The organism is Pseudomonas sp. BN411 (assembly GCF_029871235.1).
Taxonomy (GTDB): Bacteria; Pseudomonadota; Gammaproteobacteria; order Pseudomonadales; family Pseudomonadaceae; genus Metapseudomonas.
On sequence record NZ_SSOM01000054.1, the window covers coordinates 125,770 to 139,950 of the forward strand.

A 14,181-nucleotide genomic window follows, 5' to 3' on the forward strand; every position below is an offset into this window, starting at 1 on the left:
GAAGTGTCGTGCGCTTCTGACGGGCATGCTCAACCACGCGGCAGAGCCGCATATGCACAGAGAGCTCTCAACGGTGAAAAGCAAACTCAAGCTCCACGGGTTCAACAACCTGACGAAGACCTTGAGCTTCAACATCTATGACATCTGCTACGCGGAAACCCCCGAGGACCAGCAGGCCTACGTCCAGTACATCGACGAAGAGTACGACGCCGAACGCCTGACCCAGATCCTCACCGACGTAGTCGATATCATCGGTGCCAACATCCTCAACATCGCCCGCCAGGATTACGATCCCCAGGGTGCGAGCGTGACCATCCTGATCTCCGAGCAGCCGGTGACTCCCACCGACAGCCAGATCGAGGAATCTCCGGGCCCGCTGCCGGAGACCATCCTGGCGCACCTCGACAAGAGCCACATCACCGTTCACACCTATCCGGAAATCCATCCGGTGTCGGGTATCGCCACCTTCCGGGTGGACATCGATGTTTCCACCTGCGGCGTGATCTCCCCGCTGAAGGCGCTCAACTACCTGATCCACCAGTTCGATTCGGACATCGTCACCGTGGACTACCGCGTGCGCGGTTTCACCCGTGACGTGGAAGGCAAGAAGCACTTCATCGACCACGAGATCAACTCGATCCAGAACTACCTCTCCGAAGACACCCAGGACGCGTACCAGATGACGGACGTCAACGTGTACCAGGAGAACATGTTCCACACCAAGATGCTGCTCAAGGACTTCGAACTGGACAACTACCTGTTCGGCGACGCCACCAGCAACCTGACTGCGGAGCAGCGCAAGGAAGTCGAGGCGCGCGTGCGCCACGAAATGCTGGAAATCTTCTACGCGCGGAACATGCCCAACTGAGGCGGTTCGACGCGGGAAAGAAAAAGGGCGCCTGATGGCGCCCTTTTTTCGTTTGCGGGATCAGACCCGGTAGGTGCTTTTGGTCATGACCTTGGAGAGCAGCGTCATGCCGAACTTGACCGGCGCCGGGAAACGCAGACCGCCGGCTTCCAGGGCGCTGGTGGCGTGCTGCTCTTCGTCTATGCGCATCTGTTCGAGGATGGCGCGGGACCGGGCATCGTCCGCCGGAAGTTGCTCGAGGTGCTCGTCGAGATGCTTGCACACCTGGTCCTCGGTGGCCGCGACGAAGCCCAGGCTGACGCGGTCGCTGATCAGGCCGGCCATGGCGCCAACACCGAAGGACAGGCCGTAGAACACCGGATTGAGGATGCTCGGGCGGCTGCCCAGTTCGCGGATGCGCTGTTCGCACCAGGCCAGATGGTCGATCTCTTCCTCGGCGGCATGCTCCATGGCTTCGCGCACCTCGGGCAGCTTGGCGGTCAGCGCCTGGCCCTGGTAGAGCGCCTGGGCGCAGACCTCGCCGGTGTGGTTGATGCGCATCAGGCCGGCAATATGGCGGGCATCCTCGGGCTTGAGCTCGGCATCGGGCTGGCCATCGGCCGGGGACGGGCGGAACGGCTGGCCGGTGAACGGCAGCAGGGTGCGCAGTGCGGCATCGGCCTGCAGCAGCAGGCGGTCGGCGGGGGAGTAGGAACGTTCGCTGGCCATGCGGCACCTCCGTGGGACGTCGGCGGGCATTCTACCGCAAGGCCATGATCAAGGCTTGACTGGCGTCAGGCCAGGGGTGACGGGCGGGAGGCTTCCCGCCCCGGAAGGCGCTGGCGGATCAGCCCGGAGGCCAGTGCATCTGACGCTGACCGAGCACATGCATATGGATGTGGTAGACGGTCTGGCCGCCTTGCTCATTGCAGTTCATCACCAGGCGGAAGCCTTCGTCGCAGCCCTGTTCGGCCGCCAGGCGCTGGGCGGTATAGGCGATATGGCCAACCAGGGCCTTGTCGTCTTCGGTGAGGTCGGTGAGGACGGGAATGTGTTTCTTCGGGATCACCAGGAAGTGCACGGGAGCTTGCGGCGCGATGTCGTGGAAGGCGACGACGTGATCGTCTTCATAGAGCTTGCGTGCGGGAATTTGCCCGGCGGCGATTTTGCAGAACAGACAGTCCACGGGAATTCTCCGGCCTGTTATAAGAAGTCCCGAGTTTAACGGCGAGCGAATGCCCCGGCCAGCGCCGGCCGACCCCTCAAGGAGCCCCTGTGAAGAACGATATCCACGACCTCGGCCTGGTGCTGGATTCGCGCGTGAAGCTGATCCTGATCGAGTCCTGGGATGAGCGCCGGGTACTGGAAACCCTCACCAGCCTGGCGGTCAAACGCGGACTCGGGCTCTTCACCTGGGCAATCAGCGAAGGACTCCAGCGGCTGGGATTCGGTGGTGACAGCCTGGGTGAAGGGGACAGCCGCGAGCCGGAAACCGCACTCAAGCTGATCAAGGCCGACCCGCAACCCAACCTCTACGTGATGTGCGACCTGCATCCCTTCCTCGACGACAACCCCAAGGTGGTGCGGTTGCTCAAGGAAGTGGCGATGGCCGAGGGCAACCACAAGCCGACGCTGGTGCTGGTGTCCCACGCCCTGAAGCTGCCGCCGGAAGTGCAGCGCTATGCCGCGCGCTTCGACCTGGCGCTGCCCGGCGAAGATGAACTGATGAGCATCGTCCGCGAGGAAGCGGCGCGCTGGAGTGAGCGCAATCGCGGCGCGCGGGTCCGCACGGACAATCGCACCCTGCAGCAGGTGGTGAAGAACCTGCGCGGCATGAGCCACGGTGAAGCCCGCGCCCTGGCGCGCAACGTGATCTGCGATGACGGCGCCATCACCCAGGAAGACCTGCCGGAACTGAACAAGGCGAAGTTCCAGTTGCTGGACCTGGAAGGCGTGCTCAGCTTCGAGTACGAAACCGCGCGCTTTGCCGAAGTGGGTGGCCTGGCCAACCTCAAACGCTGGCTGGCCGAGCGTCAGGCTGCGGTACTGGAGGAGAAGCCAGTGGACCGGCCCAAGGGCGTGCTGCTGGTCGGTGTGCAGGGCGGCGGCAAGAGTCTTGCGGCCAAGGCGGTCGCCGGTCTCTGGGGGTTGCCGCTGCTGCGCCTGGACTTCGCCTGCCTGTACAACAAGTTCTTCGGCGAGACCGAGCGCAATCTGCGCGAGGCATTGAAGCTCGCCGAGCAGATGGCGCCCTGTGTGTTGTGGATGGACGAAGTGGAAAAGGGGCTGGCCAGCGGCGATCACGATGGCGGTGTGAGCCAGCGGGTATTGGGCACGCTGCTGACCTGGATGGCCGAGCGCAAGGAGCCGGTGTTCATGGTGGCGACTGCCAACGCCATCGACCGGCTGCCACCGGAGCTGCTGCGCAAGGGCCGTTTCGACGAGCTGTTTTTTGTCGACCTGCCGCAACCCGAAGTCCGTGCGGAGATCTTCCGTATCCACCTGGGCCGCCGCGAGCTCGATCCGGCACAGTTCGACCTGCATCAATTGGTGGCTGCCAGTGATGGATTCTCCGGTGCCGAAATCGAACAGGCAGTGGTCGGGATGCTTTATGCGGCGCAGGCCCAGCAATGTCCGGCCGATCAGTCGCTGCTGCTGCGTGAGATCAAGGGCACCGCGCCGCTATCGGTATTGATGGCCGAGCAACTGGCGAGCCTGCGGGCCTGGGCGAATGGCCGTTGCGTGAAAGCCGACTGACGCCGGTCAGGGCTGGGCGAAGCGGCGAATGACCTGACCCAACACGCGACGCACCAGCCAGCGTGGGGCCAGTCGGGGGAAGAAAGCGGCCAGCCGGTTGCGCCAGCCGGGGATGATGATGGCGCGGTTCTTTTCCAGTGCGCGCACCGTGATCAGCGCCACTTCCTCGGGGCTCATCATCAACTTGCTGCTTTCGAGGCTCCCAACCTCCATATGGGCTCCGCGAAAGAAGGCCGTGCGGGTGGGGCCGGGGCACAGAACCGAGACTTTCACGCCGCGCGGACGCAGCTCCTCGCGCAGCCCCTCGGTGAAATTCAGCACGTAGGCCTTGCTGGCGTAGTAACTGCTCATCCAGGGGCCGGGCTGGAAACCGGCCACCGAGGCGATATTGAGGATCTGGCCGCCACCCTGGCGCGCCATCAGGCTGCCAATGCCATGACAAAGGCGGGCAAGGGCCAGGATGTTCACTTCGATCAGTTCCTGCTCGCGCCCCCAGTCCTGGTCGACGAAGGCCCCGGAAGTGCCGATGCCGGCGTTGTTCACCAGCAGGTCGATCTCCCGCTCCCCTTGCTCCAGGTCCATCAACAACCCGGAAACCTGCAAGGGCTCGGCCAGGTCGCAATAGCGGAACAGCACCTCAACACCGAAACGCTGGGTCAGCTCGCAGGCGACGCTCTCCAGCACATCCCGTTGCCGGGCGACCAGCAGCAGATGTCGACCCCGACGTGCCAGCGCCTCGGCCATGGCCAGGCCAATACCGCTGGAGGCGCCGGTGATCAGGGCATAACGAGGCATCTGGAGGTTCTCCGTAACGGGGCCGGGTTGGACATCGCCGGCCCCGGGAGGTTGCTTACTCGGCGGACTCGCCTTCAAGGGCGGGTGCTTCGGCAGGCTGCTCGAAGCTGGCGGCATCGCCCATCTGGGCGCGCATCACGTAGTCCTGGTAGGCCGGTATCGAAATGGCGGCGACTATACCGATAACCGGTACAAGAAGGATCAACCAGGCGAGCACTTTCACCGAACGGCTGTTGGGCGGCGGCGGTGGGCCATAGCGGTTGGGGCCGTCGGTGCCCGGCATGAACAGCATCAGCAAGGCGAACACACTGCCGACGACGGGGACGAAGTTCAACAGCCAGAGCCAGCCGGACCAACCCATGTCGTGCAGGCGCTGCACGCCGATGCATACGCTGACCACCACCAGCGCGAGGCAGGCGGCAATCGTCAGCAGGCCGGCGAGGGCATCGGAAAGCGCGTAGCTGCCGAGGATCACACCGCCGATGGGCAGGAAGGCCAGCATCAGCGCCATGCTCCAGCCGAGGTAGCGGACCCGGCCGATCCGGCCACTGGTGCCGAAGACCTTCAGTTCGCCGAATTCCGGAAGTTGCTCGCCCACCTGGGCCTGGGGCGGGGCATAGGGGGAAGTGGCGGAGCCGCCGTCATTCGAGGCGCTTACGTGGGGCGCTTCCTGGGCCAGTTGCACCTGGCGGGCCAGGTACTTGTCGACGATGATGCCGCAGGCCTGGCATTCGGCTGCTTTCGGTTGCTCATGGCCACATTTCGGGCAGCTCATGTTCTCGGTGGCTGGAGATGCAGCTTCAGTTGCGACGGTGGCCGGGGCCGGATGGTCCTCCGTGGTCACCAGACTCAGCCCGGCCACGGTGTCCTGCTCCTTGCGCACCTTGGCGCCCGCCCGCTGCAATGCGGCCAGGTACTTGTCCGCCTCGGCTTCCACCAGGTCACGCTTGAGGGCGACGCTGCGCCCGCCGAACAGGCTTTCGATCTTGTCGGCATCGCTCTTGAACAGGCGGGCGAGGTTTTCCTTGACGGTTTCCAGTGCCACACCGGGCATCGGTTGACCATCAAAGACGATCTTGTAGCGGGCTTCGGTCATACGGGCGTCCTTGTCGACGACAGAAATGGATGATGGCACAGCGTAATTGCGCTGCGGCCCGCGGCACAAGCGGCCTGGCGCACAAAACGCAGAGGGTTCAGGTGAGTCCGAGCGGGCTCCAGCGGCCGACCAGGGTGCCGCGGCGCAGTAGCCTCAGGTCAGCGAATTCGCCAAGGGTGCCCTCGGATTGCATGGGGCGCAGGAAGACCCAGTCGTCCACGGCGAGCTTCGTGGCGCGTGAACCGATCAGGCGCTCCTGGTTGGCGCTGCGTCCGTAGAGGCTGTCGTAGGCAAGCCCGACCGGGGAAACCGGTTCGGCCTGCCAGTTGCCCCCGTACAGGTAGTGGGCGCGTTGGCGATTCGGATTCCAGCCCTGTAACAGGGTTTGTGCGCCTTCCAGGTAGGGTAGGGCGCCATCGAGCACCTTGAGTACCGGCGCGGCTATCCACAGGGCCGGCTGGTGCTCCTTGAGCAGATCGCTGTCGAAACCGGCGGGCTTCAGTAGCGCCGAGCCCACTGCAATCTCGTTCAGGGGCCCATTGCTGTCGCTGTGTAGCGGGTAAGTCTGACTGCCGCCGCCATTCAGTAGCGGCACTTGCGGCCAGAGCGGTGATGCCTGGGCGGTGTGGATGAAGGCCTGGTAGCGCGCGTTGCTCTCATCCAAAGCCTTTGCCCGACTTACCCAGATTGGGGCGTGGGCCACGTGGGCGTCGTAGCCCATCAGTCCGCGCAGCCGCAGCAGGGGTTGGTCGTTGGCGAATTGCTGGAGCGCACTGCCCATCGCCTCGGGCGTGGGGAATCCGCCCCGGGACAGGCCGATATCGATTTCCAGGGCGATTTGCAGCGGCTGGCCCAGGGCACGGCCCAGTTCGGCGTATTCCTGCAGGCGCTGGGGACTGTCTACCAGCCAGGTGACCTGACGGCTGGGCTCGAACCCCAGGTGCCGGGGCAGTTGCTGATAGAAGGCCAGGGCCGCGGCGGCGGGCAACGGCTTGCCCAGCAGCAGATCGCCATTGGGGAAGAGCCGGGCCAGTTGGTTCAACTGCGGCTGGTGGAAGACCATGAAGCGCGAGCAGTTCAAGCGACGTGCGAGATAGTCGAGCAATCCACCGCAAGCCAGGGATTTCGCCACCAGGCGCAAGGGGCGCTGGCCGAGCCGGGATGCCAGCAGGTCGGCATTGGCATCCAGCCGATCCAGGTCGATGACCAGCTGCGGGATGCCACCGCCCTCCAGGCGCAGCATTTCATTCAGGCGTGCGAAGTAGGCGTCGTGGGGACGGCCATGATCGGTCGGGCGCGCAGCCAAGAGTCCCAGCGCGCCGATTGCCCCGAGCCCGAGCAGGGTGCGTCGCTTCATCGGGCCCAGCGCTGGCCCAGTTGTTCTGCTTTCTCGCGCGCGGCGCGATATTCCTGGTCGAGGCGGGCGATCAGCTCGTCCACCGTTGGCAGATCACGGATATTGCCGACGCCCTGGCCGGCGGACCATACGGTCTTCCAGGCCTTGGCCTCGTCGCTGACCGGCTTCAGCTTCTCGCCGTAATTGATGTCGCCCTTGTCGGCGAGGCGCTTCAGGTCGTAGCCGGCGGCTTCCAGGCTCTGGCGCATGAAGCTGGCGGGGACGCCGGATACTGCCGGGGTGTGGATGATGTCGGCGGCGCGGGCGTCGAGGATCATCTGCTTGTAGCGGGTTTCGGCATCGCTCTGCTGGGTGGCGATGAAGCGGGTGCCGAGGTAGGCCAGGTCGGCGCCGAGCATCTGCGCGGCAAAGATCTCGTGGCCGTGATTGAGGCAACCGGCGAGTAGCAGGGTCTTGTCGAAGAACTGGCGGATCTCGGCGACGAGGGCGAAGGGGCTCCAGGTCCCGGCGTGGCCACCAGCGCCGGCGGCAACCGCGATCAGGCCGTCAACGCCAGCCTCCGCGGCTTTCTCTGCATGGCGGCGGGTAGTCACGTCGTGGAACACCAGACCACCGTAGCTGTGCACGGCGTCCACCACTTCCTTCGCTGCGCCCAGGCTGGTGATGACGATCGGGACACGCTTTTCCACGCAGATGGCCAGGTCGGCCGGCAGGCGCGGATTGCTATGGTGGACGATGAGGTTGACCGCGAAGGGCGCGGCGTCCGCACCCAGTCCGGCTTCAATCTCGTCCAGCCAGGCGCGGAAGCCACTGCTCTCCCGCTGGTTCAGGGCCGGAAAACTGCCGACGATGCCGTTGTTGCAGCACGCCAGGACCAGTTTGGGATTGGACACCAGGAACATCGGCGCAGCCACGACCGGCAAGCGCAGGCGTTGATCGAGCAGGGCGGGCAGGGACATCTGGCATTCCTCTTGTCAGGTCAGAAAGGTTTGACCACCACCAGGATGACGATGGCGATCAGGAAGAGCACCGGGACTTCGTTGAACCAGCGGTAGAACACGTGGCCACGACGGTTTTCGTCTCGGGCGAAGCGCTTGAGCAGCGAGCCGCAGGCATGGTGGTAGCCGATCAGCAGAACCACCAGCGTGAGCTTGGCATGGAGCCAACCCTGGCTCAGCCAGCCGGAGTTGAGGTAGAGCATCCAGATGCCGAAGACCAGGGTAGCGATCATCGAGGGGCCCATGATGCCGCGGTAGAGCTTGCGCTCCATGACCTTGAAGCGTTCGCGGCTGGGTTCGTCCTCCGCCATGGCGTGGTACACGAACAGACGCGGCAGGTAGAAGAGGCCAGCGAACCAGCAGATGACGGCGATGATGTGCAGGGCCTTGAGCCACAGGTAGAGCATGGGGTGATTTCCATCGGGCAGATTGCCCGGATAGTAGAGGCTTGATGGGCCGCACGTCACCTCGGCGGTTGGCCCCTGACCGATGCGGCCTTATCATCGGCAGCTTTCCAATCGGTTCTTTGAGGGGCAAGTGATGGTCAAGGTCGGAATCGTCGGCGGCACGGGCTATACCGGTGTCGAACTGCTGCGTCTGCTGGCTCAGCATCCGCAGGCGGAGGTCGCGGTAATTACCTCGCGATCCGAGGCTGGGGTGAAGGTCGCCGACATGTATCCGAACCTGCGCGGCCACTATGACAACCTCGCGTTCAGCGTGCCCGACGTGGCCACCCTGGGCGCCTGTGATGTGGTCTTCTTCGCCACTCCCCATGGTGTCGCCCATGCCCTGGCTGGCGAACTGCTGGATGCCGGTACCCGCGTCATCGACCTGTCCGCGGACTTCCGTCTGCAGGATGCCGAAGAGTGGGCCAACTGGTACGGCCAGCCCCACGGCGCCCCGGCGCTGCTGCCGGAAGCCGTCTATGGCCTGCCGGAAGTGAACCGCGAAGCCATCAAAGGGGCGCGCCTGATTGCGGTTCCCGGCTGCTACCCGACCGCCACCCAGCTTGGCTTCATCCCGCTGCTGGAGGCCGGCCTGGCCGATACCAGCCGACTGATCGCCGACTGCAAGTCCGGTGTCAGCGGCGCTGGTCGTGGTGCCAAGGTGGGTTCACTGTTTTGCGAGGCCGGCGAGAGCATGATGGCCTACTCGGTGAAAGGGCACCGTCACCTGCCGGAAATCAGCCAGGGCCTGCGCCGCGCAGCCGGTGGCCCGGTTGGTCTGACCTTCGTGCCTCACCTGACGCCGATGATCCGTGGCATCCACGCAACCCTCTACGCGAACGTCGCGGACAAGGGCGTGGACCTGCAGGCCCTGTTCGAAAAGCGCTATGCCAATGAGCCCTTCGTCGACGTGATGCCGGCCGGCAGCCACCCGGAGACGCGCAGCGTGCGCGGTGCCAACGTCTGCCGTATCGCGGTGCACCGTCCCCAGGGCGGCGACCTGGTGGTCGTGCTCTCGGTGATCGACAACCTGGTCAAGGGCGCATCGGGCCAGGCGGTCCAGAACCTCAACATCATGTTCGGCCTCGAGGAGCGCCTGGGCCTGTCCCACGCTGCCCTGCTGCCTTGATGTTCATCGGCGCCGGCGACTTGCTCGCCGGCGCCGCACTTCGGCCTGTCGGCCGAGTCGAATCGCTTAATAGTTGACCAGTTTTCTAGGGTAAGCGGATAATGCCTCGCCTTAGCGCAGTATGGCGGCGTCGAGCCGGGAGAGTTGCAGCATGAGCGTCGAAACCTTCACCCCTTCAGCCCTGATGTTCACCGAAGGTGCGGCCAACAAGGTGAAGAACCTGATCGATGAAGAGGGCAATCCGCGCCTGAAACTCCGTGTCTTCGTGACCGGCGGCGGCTGCTCGGGCTTCCAGTACGGTTTCACCTTCGATGAAGACGTGTCGGACGATGACACCATTGTCGAGCGCGACGGTGTGAGCCTGGTCGTCGACCCGATGAGCTTCCAGTACCTCGCGGGTGCCGAAGTGGATTACCAGGAAGGCCTCGAGGGTTCGCGCTTCGTGATCAAGAACCCGAATGCCACCACCACCTGTGGTTGCGGTTCGTCCTTCTCGATCTGATCTTCCGAGCGAATACAGAAACGCCGTGCCCCTGGGCACGGCGTTTTCGTTTGTGAGTCAGGCGGGGTAGATCGCGCCGAGGACGCGCAGCCCTTTGGCGCCGGTGACGCTGGGGCGATTGGTGGGAATGCCTTCGAGGCAGCAGTGAGCGAGCCAGGCGAAGGCCATTGCCTCGACCCAGTCCGGATCCACGCCGAAATCTGCAGTGCTGCTGACACGGGCACCTGGCAGCAGGGCAGCCAGACGCAGCATCAACTGCCGGTTATGGGCGCCGCCGCCACAGACCAGCAGGTCATCGGACTTCGGCTGTGCCGCCTGGAGGGACTCGATGATGCTGCGGGCGGTGAGCTCCAGCAGCGTGGCCTGTACGTCCTCGGGCTTGAAGCGAGGCAGCCGCGCCAGGTGGGACTGCAGCCAGCCGAGGTTGAACAGCTCGCGGCCTGTGCTCTTGGGGCCTCGTGTGGTGAAGAAGGCATCGCCGTACAGGGTATCCAGCAGCTTCTGCTGCAGGGTACCGGTGGCGGCCCAGTCTCCATTGCGGTCGTAGCTATCACCGCGCTGGAGATGAATCCAGGCGTCCAGCAGGACGTTGCCTGGACCGCAGTCGAATCCATGAACTGCCTTGCCCGGCTCGATGAGGCTCAGGTTGCTGAAGCCGCCGACGTTGAGCACGGCGCGGTTGCAGTTCGCGTCGCTGAAAAGGGACTCGTGGAACGCCGGAACCAGCGGCGCGCCCTGGCCGCCAGCGGCTACATCGCGTCGCCGGAAGTCGCCGACGACAGTGATTCCGGTGAGCTCGGCTAGCAAAGCGGGATTGCCGATCTGGATGGTGAAACCGCGCGCTGGTTCGTGGCGCACGGTCTGGCCGTGACTGCCGATGGCGCGAATGTCCCTGGCGCCCAGATTATTGCGAACCAGTAGGGCATTGATCCCTGCCGCGGCCAGTTCGACCCAGCCGTTCTCCGCAAGGGCAGCCCGGGCCAATTCGTCAGGTCCGGAAGCGCAAAGCGCCAACAGCTCGCTACGAAGCGAGCCGGGCATGGGAATGTAGTGGGTATCGAGGAGGGTAATGCGGTCGGTCTGCTCGACCAGAGCGATGTCCAGGCCATCAAGGCTGGTCCCGGACATCACCCCAAGGTAGCGCGGCATCGGGTCAGCGCTTGTTCAGGGCCAGCATGCTGGCCTTTTCCTGGTCCATCCGCGCCATCAGCGGCTGGCTCATTTGCAGGAAGCGCTTCTTCTCGCTTGCAATCAGCGGATCCGCCATCGGCAGCTTCACGCCCAGCGGGTCGACGTGCACACCATTCACCTGGAACTCGTAGTGCAGGTGCGGTCCAGTGGAAAGACCCGTCGTGCCCACGTAGCCGATGATCTGGCCCTGCTTAACGCTACCGCCGGTACGAATGCCCTTGGCGAAGCCCTGCATGTGGCCGTAGAGCGTCTTGTACTTGCTGCCGTGCTGAATGATCACCGCATTGCCGTAACCGCCGCGGCGGCCGGCCAGGGCGATCTTGCCGTCGCCGGTAGCCTTGATCGGCGTGCCACGGGGAGCAGCGTAGTCCACACCTTTGTGAGCACGGATCTTGTTCAGGATCGGATGGCGGCGGCCGTTGGAGAAGCGCGAGCTGATGCGGGCGAAGTCCACCGGGGTACGGATGAAGGCCTTGCGCATGGCAGTACCGTCACCGCGCAGGTAACTGGCGGTGCCCTGCTTGTCGACGTAACGGACCGCAGAGAAGGTCTTGCCGCGGTTGGTGAAGCGTGCGGCGAGGATCTCCCCGCTACCGACCTTCTTGCCCTCTACCACCTTCTCTTCGTAGATCATCTCGAATTCGTCGCCTTCGCGGATGTCGAGGGCGAAGTCGATGTCGTAGCCGAAGATGTTGGCCAGATCCATGGTCAGGTCATGGGACAGCCCGGCGCGTTTGGCGGACAGGAACAGGGAACTGTCGATCACGCCACGGGCGTAAGCCGAGCGTAGCTCCGGCTTGATCAGGTCACGCTTGAAGGCGTAACCCTTGGAAGTCTTTTCCAGGCGAACGCTCTCGAGGCCGCTCAGCTTGGTGCTGATCTTCTCGAGTTCGCCGCTGGGGGTCAGTTTGAACTCAAAGCTCTGGCCAACCTTGAGGCGGCTGAGCTGCTTGGCGTCCTTGCTGCTGTTCAGGACGTCGTGCAGGACATTGGCGGACAGGCCGACCTTGCCGAACACAGTGGACAAAGTGTCACCGTTGCCCACGGTCACAGTCTTGAGGCTGGGATCGGTAGGCGTTTGCTTGGTAGCGAGGTCGGTGGTCTCTTCTTTCTTCTTGTCCGCGTCTTTTCCGGCGCTGTTCTGGTTTTCAGCTGGGTTCTCGATCTTGGCGAATGGCGAGATACCCTCATCCCCGGTGACGGATCCTGGTCGGAGGTCGTCCTTCTCCTGGATCACCATCTCCGAGCCGTTTTCCAGCTCCAGATTGATGAAGGTCTTCTTCGCCTCGACCTCGCGAGACGGGAACACCAGCAGGGCCAGGCTGAGCAGCGCAGCCACACCGCTTGCAGCCAGCAAGTGGCTCTTCGGATACGGCGGCGGCGCTTTAGGTACTGAATGCGTCATGGCGTGTGGTGTTTTTGGAATATGAACTAACTGCCTAAAATATAATCAAAATCCGCCCTAGGCAACCTTGGATTGGTGCCTTCCGCTGACTGGCATGGGGCTGGGCGCAAAACTTGTAATTAGTTCGCGATCTTGTATGGTTGGTTCCCCTTTGTCTATCCACGGTCTACGAGTCCTGTCATGAAGTCGGTTGAAGAGCAGCTGGCGCTGATCAAGCGCGGTGCGGAAGAGGTTCTGGTCGAGTCCGAGCTGGTCGAAAAGCTCAAGCGTGGCCAGCCGCTGCGCATCAAGGCGGGCTTCGATCCGACTGCTCCCGATCTTCACCTCGGTCACACCGTCCTTATTAATAAGCTGCGCCAGTTCCAGGAGCTGGGGCATCAGGTGATCTTCCTGATTGGCGATTTCACCGGGATGATCGGTGACCCCAGTGGCAAGAGCGCCACTCGCCCGCCGCTGACCCGCGAGCAGGTCCTGGAGAATGCCGAAACCTACAAGGCACAGGTGTTCAAGATCCTCGATCCGGCCAAGACCGAAGTGGCATTCAACTCCACCTGGATGGACAAGCTGAGTCCGGCGGACTTCATTCGTCTGGCGTCCCAGTACACCGTGGCGCGCATGCTTGAGCGCGATGACTTCAACAAGCGCTACAGCACCAACCAGCCCATCGCTATCCACGAGTTCCTCTATCCGCTGGTGCAGGGGTATGACTCCGTTGCGCTGCGTGCGGATGTCGAGCTGGGCGGTACCGACCAGAAGTTCAACTTGCTGATGGGGCGCGAACTTCAGCGTGCCTATGGGCAGGAATCCCAATGCATCCTGACCATGCCGCTGCTGGAAGGTCTGGATGGCGTTAAGAAGATGTCGAAGTCCCTGGGTAACTACGTGGGTATCCAGGAGGCGCCGGGCGTCATGTACAACAAGCTGGTCTCCATTCCTGACCAGCTCATGTGGCGTTACTTCGAGCTGCTGAGCTTCCGCTCCATGGAAGAGATCGAGCAGTTCAAGCGTGATGTCGAGGCCGGCGCCAATCCTCGCGACATCAAGATCAAGCTGGCCGAGGAGATCGTTGCTCGCTTCCATGGTGAAGAGGCCGCGGCTTCCGCGCACCGCTCCGCGGGCAACCGTATGAAAGAGGGCGAGCTGCCGCTCGATCTGCCGGAGGTTCAGCTTGCGTCCGCGGAAGACATGCCCATTGCATCCGTTCTTAATAAGGCAGGTCTGGTGAAGAACGCTGCCGTCGCTCGCGACCTGCTCGGTTCTGGCGGCGTGCGCGTGGATGGCCAGGTTGTGGATCGCGGCTTTGTCTTTAAGCTGGGGTCGACCCATGTGCTGCAGGCGGGCAAGAAGTCTTTTGCTCGTGTTTCCCTGGTTGCCGAATAAGATACTTTCAAAAAGGTGTTGACGGCAGATTCTGCATCCCTATAATGCGCACCTCTTCCGGCGCAGTCGACAAGCAAAACTCCTTGTAGATCAATGAGTTAAGTGTTTGGAGAAAGTGCTGGAAGGGTTCGCTTCGCAAGGTTCGCCACTGGCGAATGAAGCTGAATCGGAGGTGTTGACAGCGGGTTTGAACGCTGTAGAATGCGCCTCCCGCTGACGAGAAGAGTGAATCGGATCGGAAGCGCAAGCGGTTGAGTAGAAACGAAAATTTCGAAAAA

15 protein-coding genes are annotated in these 14,181 nt (G+C 63.2%); 5 read left to right on the top strand and 10 right to left on the bottom strand.

All coding sequences use genetic code 11. The annotated features are described in order from the left end of the window. Positions 1 to 73: 73 nt before the first annotated feature. A complete protein-coding gene (gene speD / locus E8F06_RS07930) occupies positions 74 to 868 on the top strand; it encodes an adenosylmethionine decarboxylase (protein ID WP_280365877.1) in 795 nt (264 codons plus the stop codon). A gap of 60 nt (positions 869 to 928) precedes the next feature. On the opposite strand, the gene coq7 is transcribed toward speD, so the two are convergent. Beyond that, the gene (coq7, locus tag E8F06_RS07935) at positions 929 to 1,576 is read right to left on the bottom strand and encodes a 2-polyprenyl-3-methyl-6-methoxy-1,4-benzoquinone monooxygenase (protein ID WP_280365880.1); all 648 of its coding nucleotides are present in this window, start codon (positions 1,574 to 1,576) and stop codon (positions 929 to 931) included. Between the two features lie 118 nt (positions 1,577 to 1,694). Then, positions 1,695 to 2,033 (bottom strand): histidine triad nucleotide-binding protein, encoded by a 339-nt coding sequence (locus tag E8F06_RS07940; protein WP_151131551.1) that lies wholly within the window; start codon positions 2,031 to 2,033, stop codon positions 1,695 to 1,697. Between the two features lie 89 nt (positions 2,034 to 2,122). Here E8F06_RS07940 and E8F06_RS07945 point away from each other — a divergent pair, with 89 nt between their 5' ends. Continuing rightward, positions 2,123 to 3,604, top strand: coding sequence for an AAA family ATPase (locus tag E8F06_RS07945; RefSeq protein WP_280365882.1), 1,482 nt, complete (start codon positions 2,123 to 2,125; stop codon positions 3,602 to 3,604). Positions 3,605 to 3,610: 6 nt separating this feature from the next. On the opposite strand, the gene E8F06_RS07950 is transcribed toward E8F06_RS07945, so the two are convergent. The 5 genes from E8F06_RS07950 to hemJ form a co-directional block, all read right to left on the bottom strand. After that, complete coding sequence (locus tag E8F06_RS07950) at positions 3,611 to 4,399, bottom strand: SDR family oxidoreductase (protein WP_280365884.1); 789 nt, start codon at positions 4,397 to 4,399, stop codon at positions 3,611 to 3,613. A gap of 55 nt (positions 4,400 to 4,454) precedes the next feature. Next, complete coding sequence (locus E8F06_RS07955; RefSeq protein WP_280365886.1) at positions 4,455 to 5,495, bottom strand: DUF805 domain-containing protein; 1,041 nt, start codon at positions 5,493 to 5,495, stop codon at positions 4,455 to 4,457. Between the two features lie 97 nt (positions 5,496 to 5,592). Further along, on the bottom strand, positions 5,593 to 6,852 hold the full coding sequence (locus E8F06_RS07960) for an alanine racemase (RefSeq protein ID WP_280365889.1): 1,260 nt from the start codon (positions 6,850 to 6,852) through the stop codon (positions 5,593 to 5,595). Further along, a complete protein-coding gene (locus E8F06_RS07965) occupies positions 6,849 to 7,811 on the bottom strand; it encodes a nitronate monooxygenase family protein (RefSeq protein ID WP_280365891.1) in 963 nt (320 codons plus the stop codon). Before E8F06_RS07965 ends, E8F06_RS07960 begins: the two co-directional genes overlap by 4 nt. Positions 7,812 to 7,831: 20 nt before the next feature. After that, positions 7,832 to 8,257 (bottom strand): protoporphyrinogen oxidase HemJ, encoded by a 426-nt coding sequence (gene hemJ / locus E8F06_RS07970; protein WP_226283395.1) that lies wholly within the window; start codon positions 8,255 to 8,257, stop codon positions 7,832 to 7,834. 133 nt (positions 8,258 to 8,390) lie between these two features. Here hemJ and argC point away from each other — a divergent pair, with 133 nt between their 5' ends. Both argC and erpA read left to right on the top strand, forming a co-directional pair. Beyond that, positions 8,391 to 9,425, top strand: a complete 1,035-nt coding sequence (gene argC / locus E8F06_RS07975; RefSeq protein WP_280365895.1) for an N-acetyl-gamma-glutamyl-phosphate reductase — start codon at positions 8,391 to 8,393, stop codon at positions 9,423 to 9,425. A gap of 151 nt (positions 9,426 to 9,576) precedes the next feature. Further along, positions 9,577 to 9,927 (top strand): iron-sulfur cluster insertion protein ErpA, encoded by a 351-nt coding sequence (gene erpA / locus E8F06_RS07980; RefSeq protein WP_151131559.1) that lies wholly within the window; start codon positions 9,577 to 9,579, stop codon positions 9,925 to 9,927. Between the two features lie 57 nt (positions 9,928 to 9,984). Here erpA and E8F06_RS07985 read toward each other — a convergent pair whose 3' ends face one another. Next, positions 9,985 to 11,076 carry an anhydro-N-acetylmuramic acid kinase gene (locus E8F06_RS07985; RefSeq protein ID WP_280365898.1) on the bottom strand — a complete coding sequence of 364 codons (1,092 nt, stop codon included), beginning with the start codon at positions 11,074 to 11,076 and terminating at the stop codon, positions 9,985 to 9,987. A 4-nt stretch (positions 11,077 to 11,080) separates the two neighbouring features. Next, positions 11,081 to 12,523 carry a peptidoglycan DD-metalloendopeptidase family protein gene (locus E8F06_RS07990; protein WP_280365900.1) on the bottom strand — a complete coding sequence of 481 codons (1,443 nt, stop codon included), beginning with the start codon at positions 12,521 to 12,523 and terminating at the stop codon, positions 11,081 to 11,083. Between the two features lie 180 nt (positions 12,524 to 12,703). Between E8F06_RS07990 and tyrS the strand changes: the two genes are divergently transcribed. Next, positions 12,704 to 13,903 (top strand): tyrosine--tRNA ligase, encoded by a 1,200-nt coding sequence (tyrS, locus tag E8F06_RS07995; RefSeq protein ID WP_280365902.1) that lies wholly within the window; start codon positions 12,704 to 12,706, stop codon positions 13,901 to 13,903. A gap of 90 nt (positions 13,904 to 13,993) precedes the next feature. Here the strand turns inward: tyrS and E8F06_RS08000 are convergent. Further along, positions 13,994 to 14,181, bottom strand: a 188-nt coding sequence (locus E8F06_RS08000; RefSeq protein WP_280365905.1) for a hypothetical protein, incomplete at its 5' end; no start/stop codon positions are given.

Coding starts and splice junctions, on each gene's coding strand:
- coq7 (WP_280365880.1), bottom strand. CDS start 1,576: ATGGCCAGCGAACGTTCCTACTCCCCCGCCGACCGCCTGCTGCTGCAG.
- E8F06_RS07950 (WP_280365884.1), bottom strand. CDS start 4,399: ATGCCTCGTTATGCCCTGATCACCGGCGCCTCCAGCGGTATTGGCCTG.
- E8F06_RS07955 (WP_280365886.1), bottom strand. CDS start 5,495: ATGACCGAAGCCCGCTACAAGATCGTCTTTGATGGTCAACCGATGCCC.
- E8F06_RS07960 (WP_280365889.1), bottom strand. CDS start 6,852: ATGAAGCGACGCACCCTGCTCGGGCTCGGGGCAATCGGCGCGCTGGGA.
- E8F06_RS07965 (WP_280365891.1), bottom strand. CDS start 7,811: ATGTCCCTGCCCGCCCTGCTCGATCAACGCCTGCGCTTGCCGGTCGTG.
- hemJ (WP_226283395.1), bottom strand. CDS start 8,257: ATGCTCTACCTGTGGCTCAAGGCCCTGCACATCATCGCCGTCATCTGC.
- argC (WP_280365895.1), top strand. CDS start 8,391: ATGGTCAAGGTCGGAATCGTCGGCGGCACGGGCTATACCGGTGTCGAA.
- erpA (WP_151131559.1), top strand. CDS start 9,577: ATGAGCGTCGAAACCTTCACCCCTTCAGCCCTGATGTTCACCGAAGGT.
- E8F06_RS07985 (WP_280365898.1), bottom strand. CDS start 11,076: ATGCCGCGCTACCTTGGGGTGATGTCCGGGACCAGCCTTGATGGCCTG.
- E8F06_RS07990 (WP_280365900.1), bottom strand. CDS start 12,523: ATGACGCATTCAGTACCTAAAGCGCCGCCGCCGTATCCGAAGAGCCAC.
- tyrS (WP_280365902.1), top strand. CDS start 12,704: ATGAAGTCGGTTGAAGAGCAGCTGGCGCTGATCAAGCGCGGTGCGGAA.